The 5,793-nt window shown below is 76.1% G+C and carries 6 protein-coding genes; all 6 read right to left on the minus strand.

The genetic code is table 11. The annotated features are described in order from the left end of the window. Positions 1 to 116 precede the first annotated feature (116 nt). Positions 117 to 1,445, minus strand: a complete 1,329-nt coding sequence (locus ABD879_RS31730) for a beta-ketoacyl synthase N-terminal-like domain-containing protein (protein WP_345025462.1) — start codon at positions 1,443 to 1,445, stop codon at positions 117 to 119. After that, positions 1,442 to 2,761, minus strand: a complete 1,320-nt coding sequence (locus ABD879_RS31735) for a beta-ketoacyl-[acyl-carrier-protein] synthase family protein (RefSeq protein WP_345025464.1) — start codon at positions 2,759 to 2,761, stop codon at positions 1,442 to 1,444. The genes ABD879_RS31730 and ABD879_RS31735 overlap by 4 nt, the downstream gene beginning before the upstream one ends. Beyond that, positions 2,758 to 3,738, minus strand: a complete 981-nt coding sequence (locus tag ABD879_RS31740; RefSeq protein WP_345025465.1) for a cupin domain-containing protein — start codon at positions 3,736 to 3,738, stop codon at positions 2,758 to 2,760. The genes ABD879_RS31735 and ABD879_RS31740 overlap by 4 nt, the downstream gene beginning before the upstream one ends. A 75-nt stretch (positions 3,739 to 3,813) precedes the next feature. Then, a complete protein-coding gene (locus tag ABD879_RS31745) occupies positions 3,814 to 4,077 on the minus strand; it encodes an acyl carrier protein (RefSeq protein WP_345025466.1) in 264 nt (87 codons plus the stop codon). Then, positions 4,037 to 5,437, minus strand: coding sequence for an acetyl-CoA carboxylase biotin carboxylase subunit (locus ABD879_RS31750; RefSeq protein ID WP_345025467.1), 1,401 nt, complete (start codon positions 5,435 to 5,437; stop codon positions 4,037 to 4,039). The genes ABD879_RS31745 and ABD879_RS31750 overlap by 41 nt, the downstream gene beginning before the upstream one ends. Positions 5,438 to 5,450: 13 nt before the next feature. Then, a partial coding sequence (gene accB, locus ABD879_RS31755) for an acetyl-CoA carboxylase biotin carboxyl carrier protein (protein ID WP_345025470.1) occupies positions 5,451 to 5,793 on the minus strand: 343 nt, incomplete at its 5' end.

The following is a 5,793-nucleotide window of genomic DNA, read 5'->3' on the forward strand; positions in this document are numbered from 1 at the left end:
CCCCGGCCGGCCTCCCCGCCGGGGCCGGCGAGCCGGGCGAGGCGCTGAGCGAGACAGCGGGCGGGCCTTCCGGCGGGCCTTCTGACGGCGGGCCGGGCGAGGCCGCGGGCGGGGCGTCATCCGACGTCATGGCGCAGCGCCCGTAGCACGGCGGCGGCGTTGAACCCGCCCGCCCCGCGCGCCACCACCAGCGCGTGGCGCAGCCCGGCGCGCTCGCGGGGCTCGGTGACCAGGTCCAGGCCGTGGCAGTCCTCGCCGTCCAGGTTGACCGACGGCGGGATCGTGTCGTGGTGCAGCGCCAGCGCCGCCCAGGCCACGTCGAGCACGCCGGCGCCGGAGCCGAGCCGCCCCGTCATGGTCTTGGGCACCGTCACCGGGACGGCCTCGACCGCGTGCGCGAACACCTCGTGGATCGCCGCGGCCTCCAGCGCGTCGCGCACCGGGTCGCCCGCCCCGTCGGCGAACACCACGTCCACGTCCTGCGGGGTGAGCCCGGCGCGCTCGATGGCCAGGTGCATCGCCCGGGCGAGCTGCCGGTGGTCCGGCGGCGGCCCGGCGGGCCGGTGCGCGTCGTGCGTGGCGGCCGTGCCGGCCAGCTCGGCGTAGACGGTGGGCGCGCCGCGGCGCAGCGCCCGCTCGCGCTCCTCCACGACCAGGATCGCGCCGCCCTCGCCGGGCACCGCGCCGCTCGCCGACCGCGCGAACGGGCGGTAGGCGGTGCGCGGGTCGCGCCCGCCGCTCATCTCCGGCGTGCCCTGGCAGGTGATCGCGTACGGGGACAGCGGCGCCTCGGTGCCGCCCGCCAGCACCGCCTCGGTGCCGCGCCGGATCAGCCGCCGGGCCTGCGCCAGCACGTCGATGCCGCCGGCGCCGTCGGACACGATGACGCCGCACGGCCCCTTGATGCCGTGCCGGATCGACAGCTGGCCGGTGCTGGCGGCGTAGAACCAGGCGATCGACTGGTAGGCGGTGACGTCCTGCGGGCCCTGCGCGTACAGCGCCTGGATCTCCCGCTGGCCGAACTCGTTGCCGCCGGACGCGCTGGAGGTCAGCACGCCCAGGGCGTACGGGTCGTCCTCGGCGGCCGGGTCCAGCCCCGCGTCGGCCAGCGCCATCTCGGCGGCGGCCAGCGCCATCCACGTCCACCGGTCGGTCTGCACCCGCAGCCGGTCCGGGACGAGCCGTTCGGCGTCGAACCCGGTCACCAGCCCGGCCACGTGGATCGGCAGCTCCGCGGTGTCGAACGCGGTGATCGGCCCCAGCCCGCAGGCGCCGCGCAGGGTCGCCGCCCAGTGCTCGGCCACGCCGATGCCGGTCGGCGCGACCACGCCGATCCCGCTGATCACCGTGGCGCCGCCGCCGTCCGCGCCGCCGTCCGCGCCGGCGGTCCCGCGGGCCCGCCGGCGGGCGAGGGGCGCGGCCGTGCGGCCGCCCGCGGCGCTCATGAGTCCGCCCGGCCGCCGGCGAGCCGGGAGAAGATCATGGCGGACTGGAAGCCGCCGAAGCCGCTGCCCGCCGACAGCGCGTGGTCCACCCGGGCCTCCCGCGCGGTGAGGGGCGTGTAGTCCAGGTCGCAGTCGGGGTCAGGGGTGTGCAGGTTGGCGGTCGGCGGGATGACCCCGCGCTGGATCACCATCGCGCACGCGGCCATCTCGATCGACCCGATCGCGCCGAGCGAGTGCCCGACCACCGACTTGATGGAGCTGATCGGCACCTGGTAGGCGGTGGGGCCCAGCGCGCGCTTGTAGGCGGCGGTCTCGTGCCGGTCGTTCATCTTGGTGCCGGACCCGTGGGCGCTGATGTACCCCAGGTCGGCGGCGTCGAGCCGGGCCTGCCGCATGGCGTCGGCGATGGCCTCGGCCAGCTCCAGGCCGTCGGGCCGCAGCCCGGTCATGTGGAAGGCGTTGGCGCGGGTGCCGTACCCGGTGACCTCGCAGTAGATCCCGGCGCCGCGGGCCCGGGCGTGCGCCAGCTCCTCCAGCACCAGCACCGCGCAGCCCTCGCCGAGCACGAACCCCTTGCGGTCGGCGTCGAACGGCCGGGACGCGCCCTCCGGGTCGTCGTTGTGCGGGGTGGTCGCCCGGATCGCGTCGAACGCGGCGGCCGAGAACGGCGTGACCGGCGCCTCCGACGCCCCCGCCACCATCACGTCGGCCTCGCCGTCGACGATCAGCCGGTGCGCGTGCCCGATGGCGTCGATGCCCGCGGTGCACCCGGTGGAGATCACGGCGGCGGGTCCGTGCGCGCCGTAGCGCACCGCCAGCTCGGCGGCGCCGCTGGAGGGCACCAGCGCCTGGTACAGGAACGGCATGACGTGCTCGGCGTCGACCACCCAGTGCCTGCCGTGGTCGCTGGCGACGACGTACTCGTCCTCCAGCGTCCCGGCGGCGCCGGTGGCCGTGCCGAGCGACACGCCCATCCGCTCGGTGTCCACGGCCTGCGGATCCAGGCCGCTGTCGGCCATCGCCTCGTCGGCGGCGGCCATCGCCATCTGCACGAACCGGTCGGTGCGGCGCACCTCCCGGGGCGTCAGCCCGTAGTGGGCGGGCACGAAGTCGCATTCGGCCGCCACCTGGGAGCGGAAGCGCGCCGGGTCGAAGAAGGTGATGCGCCGGATGGCCGGTTTGCCGTTGACGATCCGCCGCCAGAACTCCTCGCGGTCGCCGCCGCCCGGCGCCACGACGCCGATGCCCGTGACGACGGTGCGCCGCCCCCCGGAGGCGGGACGCGAACGTCTCTGCCTGCCCGTGTCGGGTCTCACGACGTCTCCCTCACGCGCGGCTTCAGGCCCGTCTTCGCGCCCGCCCGCCCGGACTTGGCCCTGGCGGCGGGCTTGGCACGCCCCGCCTCGGCATGCACAGGCCCGGCGTGCCCCGGCCCGGCGTGCGCTGCGGCGGGCGCGGCCCGGCCCGCGGCGCCGGCCGGCTCGTCCTCGGTGTCGACGTGGCCGAGGTCGGGACGCGGCGCCAGGGGGCTCAGGTGGAACACCACCATCGACTCGCTGTCGCCGCCGGTCACGCGGTGCCGCACGCCGCGCGGCACCAGCAGCGCCTGCCCCGCGCCGACGGTCGCGGCCCGCCCGTCCAGCTCGACGCGCATCTCCCCGGAGGCCACGAACAGGAACTCCTCCGAGTACGGGTGGTAGTGCTCGCGGGTGCGCTCGCCCGGGGCCAGGCGCACCGCCCCGCCGAACCCGAACGCCGAGCCGACGGTGCTCGGGGCCAGCAGTGTGCGCATGTCGCCGCCGCGGCGGGTGTTGGACGGCACGTCGTCCAGCCCCACGACCGTGCTGCGCCGCGCCTCCAGCCGCTCCTTGATGATCCGCATCTGCTCGACGGAGTTGCGGTTGATGTTGCCGGTCATCCACTCGTCGTCCACGGGCGCGTCCGGCTTCATGCGGAAGTGCTGCACCCAGCGCATCCGGGTGCGGTCGGGTTCCAGCTCCTCGAACGTCCAGATGATGTCCATGAACTCGAACGGGCCGGTCTCCAGGCGGCGGGCCCGCACGGTGCGGGTGCGCGGGTCCCACTCCCGGCGCGACACCCACGACCAGGCGTTGCCGTTCTCGTCGGGGTGCATGGTGAGCCGGAAGGTGACGGCGTGCTCCTCCTCCTCGAGCACCTCCACGGCGGCGTACTCGGTGAACAGGTCCGGCCAGGCGCGCACGTCGTTGGTCCTGGCGAAGACGTACCCGACGGGCGCGTCGATGACGATCGAGTTGTCGGTGGTGCCGATCATGTCGTCCTCCCTCTGCGGGCCCGTTCGCGGGGCCGCGCGCGTGCCGCGGGGTCCGGGCGGGCCCCGCGGCGGCGGTCAGGCCCCGGCGAGCCTGCCGTTGACCAGGTCGCGCACTCCGGCGGGGCTGGTCTCGGCGGTGATGTCGTCCTCGATGTCCACGCCGTAGCGCCGCTTGATCCGGCTGGCGATCTCGAAGCGGGCCAGCGAGTCCAGGCCCAGCTCCTCGAAGGACCGGCCGTGGTCGCCGGCCGTCACGCCGGCGGGCGCGCCCACCGCGCGCAGCAGCGCCTGGACGTCGTCATCGGTGAGCACCGGTGCGGACGTCGTCTTCTCGGGCATCGCCGTCTCCTTTCGAACGGGTCATCTGGTCGACGAGGTTCGTGTGGTGCCGTCCCGCGGCGAAGTCGGGATGCGCCAGCAGCTCGCGCAGCAGCGGGACGGTGGTCGCCACGCCGGGACCGCCGACGGCGAACTCGGCCAGGGCCCGGTCGGCGCGGGCGACGGCCTGGTCCCGGGTGGGCGCCCAGACGACCAGCTTGGCGATCAGCGAGTCGTAGTGGGAGGGCACCCGGTCGCCCTGGGCGAAGCCCGAGTCGACGCGCGTGCCGGGCCCGCCGGGCGGGCGGAACACCTCCAGCACCCCGGGTGTGGGGCGGAAGCCGGCGTCGGGGTCCTCGGCGTTGATGCGGCATTCGATCGCCCAGCCGGAGGGCCGCACGTCCCGCTGGGTCAGCGCGAGCCGCTCCCCGGCCGCGATGCGGATCTGCTCGCGGACCAGGTCCAGGCCGGTGATCATCTCGGTGACCGGGTGCTCGACCTGGATCCGCGCGTTGACCTCCATGAACGTGGGCCGCCCGGAGGGGTCGATGAGGAACTCCACCGTCCCGGCGCCCTGGTAGCCGAGCGCGCGGGCGGCGGCGACCGCGTACTCGCCCAGCCGGGCGCGCAGGTGCGGCGACAGGCCCGGGGACGGCGCCTCCTCGATCAGCTTCTGCCGGCGCCGCTGCAGGGAGCAGTCGCGTTCGCCCAGGTGGATCGCGGTGCCGTGCGCGTCGCACAGCAGCTGCACCTCGACGTGCCGGGCGGCGGGCACGTACCGCTCCAGGTAGATCTCGCCCGACCCGAACACGGTGCGGGCGACCGCCGCGGTCTCCCGGTACGCGCGGCGCAGCTCGGCCGGCGTGCCGGCCACCGCGATGCCGCGTCCCCCGCCGCCCGCGGCCGCCTTGACGATCACCGGGTAGCCGACGGACCGGGCCACCTCCAGGGCCTCGTCGAGGGCCGCCAGCGTGCCGTCGCTGCCGGGCAGCACCGGCAGCCCGGCGCGGGCCAGCAGGCCGCGCACCCGGGCCTTGTCGCCCGCGACCTCCATGACCTCGGGCGGCGGGCCGATGAACGCGATGCCGTGCTCGGCGCAGATGCGGGCGAAGTCGGGGTCCTCCGACAGGAACCCGTAGCCGGGGTGGATCGCGTCGGCGCCGGTGCGCCGCGCCGCCTCGATGATCGCGGGCACGTACATGTAGCTGCGCCGCGCCTGCGGCGGGCCGATCTGCACGGTCTCGTCGGCGTACGCCGCGGCGCGGCCGTCCCGGTCGGCCGTGGAGTGCACCGCGACGGTGGCGATGCCCATCTCCCGGCAGGTGCGGGCGATGCGCACGGCGATCTCGCCGCGGTTGGCGATGAGGATCTTGTGGAACACCGCGGGCCCCCGGTCAGTCCGGCCGCCGGTCGGGACGGTCAGCGGGGCGGTCGGGGCGGATGCGCACCAGCGGCTGGCCGAACTCGACCGGGGCGGCGTCGGGGACGGCCACGTCCACGACCTCGCCCGAGCACTCGGCCGGGATCTCGTTCATCAGCTTCATCGCCTCCACGATCCCGACCGGCTGCCCGGCCTCCACCCGGTCGCCGACCTCCACGAACGGCGGCTCGCTCGGCGCCGGGGACCGGTAGAACGTGCCGACCAGCGGCGCGGTGCAGGTCGCCAGCTCCGCGCCGGCGTCCGCGGGGTCGGCCGGTCCGGCCGGCGCGGGCAGCGCGGCGGCCCCGGCGGCCCCG

The organism is Actinomadura keratinilytica (assembly GCF_039539665.1).
Classification (GTDB): domain Bacteria; phylum Actinomycetota; class Actinomycetes; order Streptosporangiales; family Streptosporangiaceae; genus Spirillospora; species Spirillospora keratinilytica.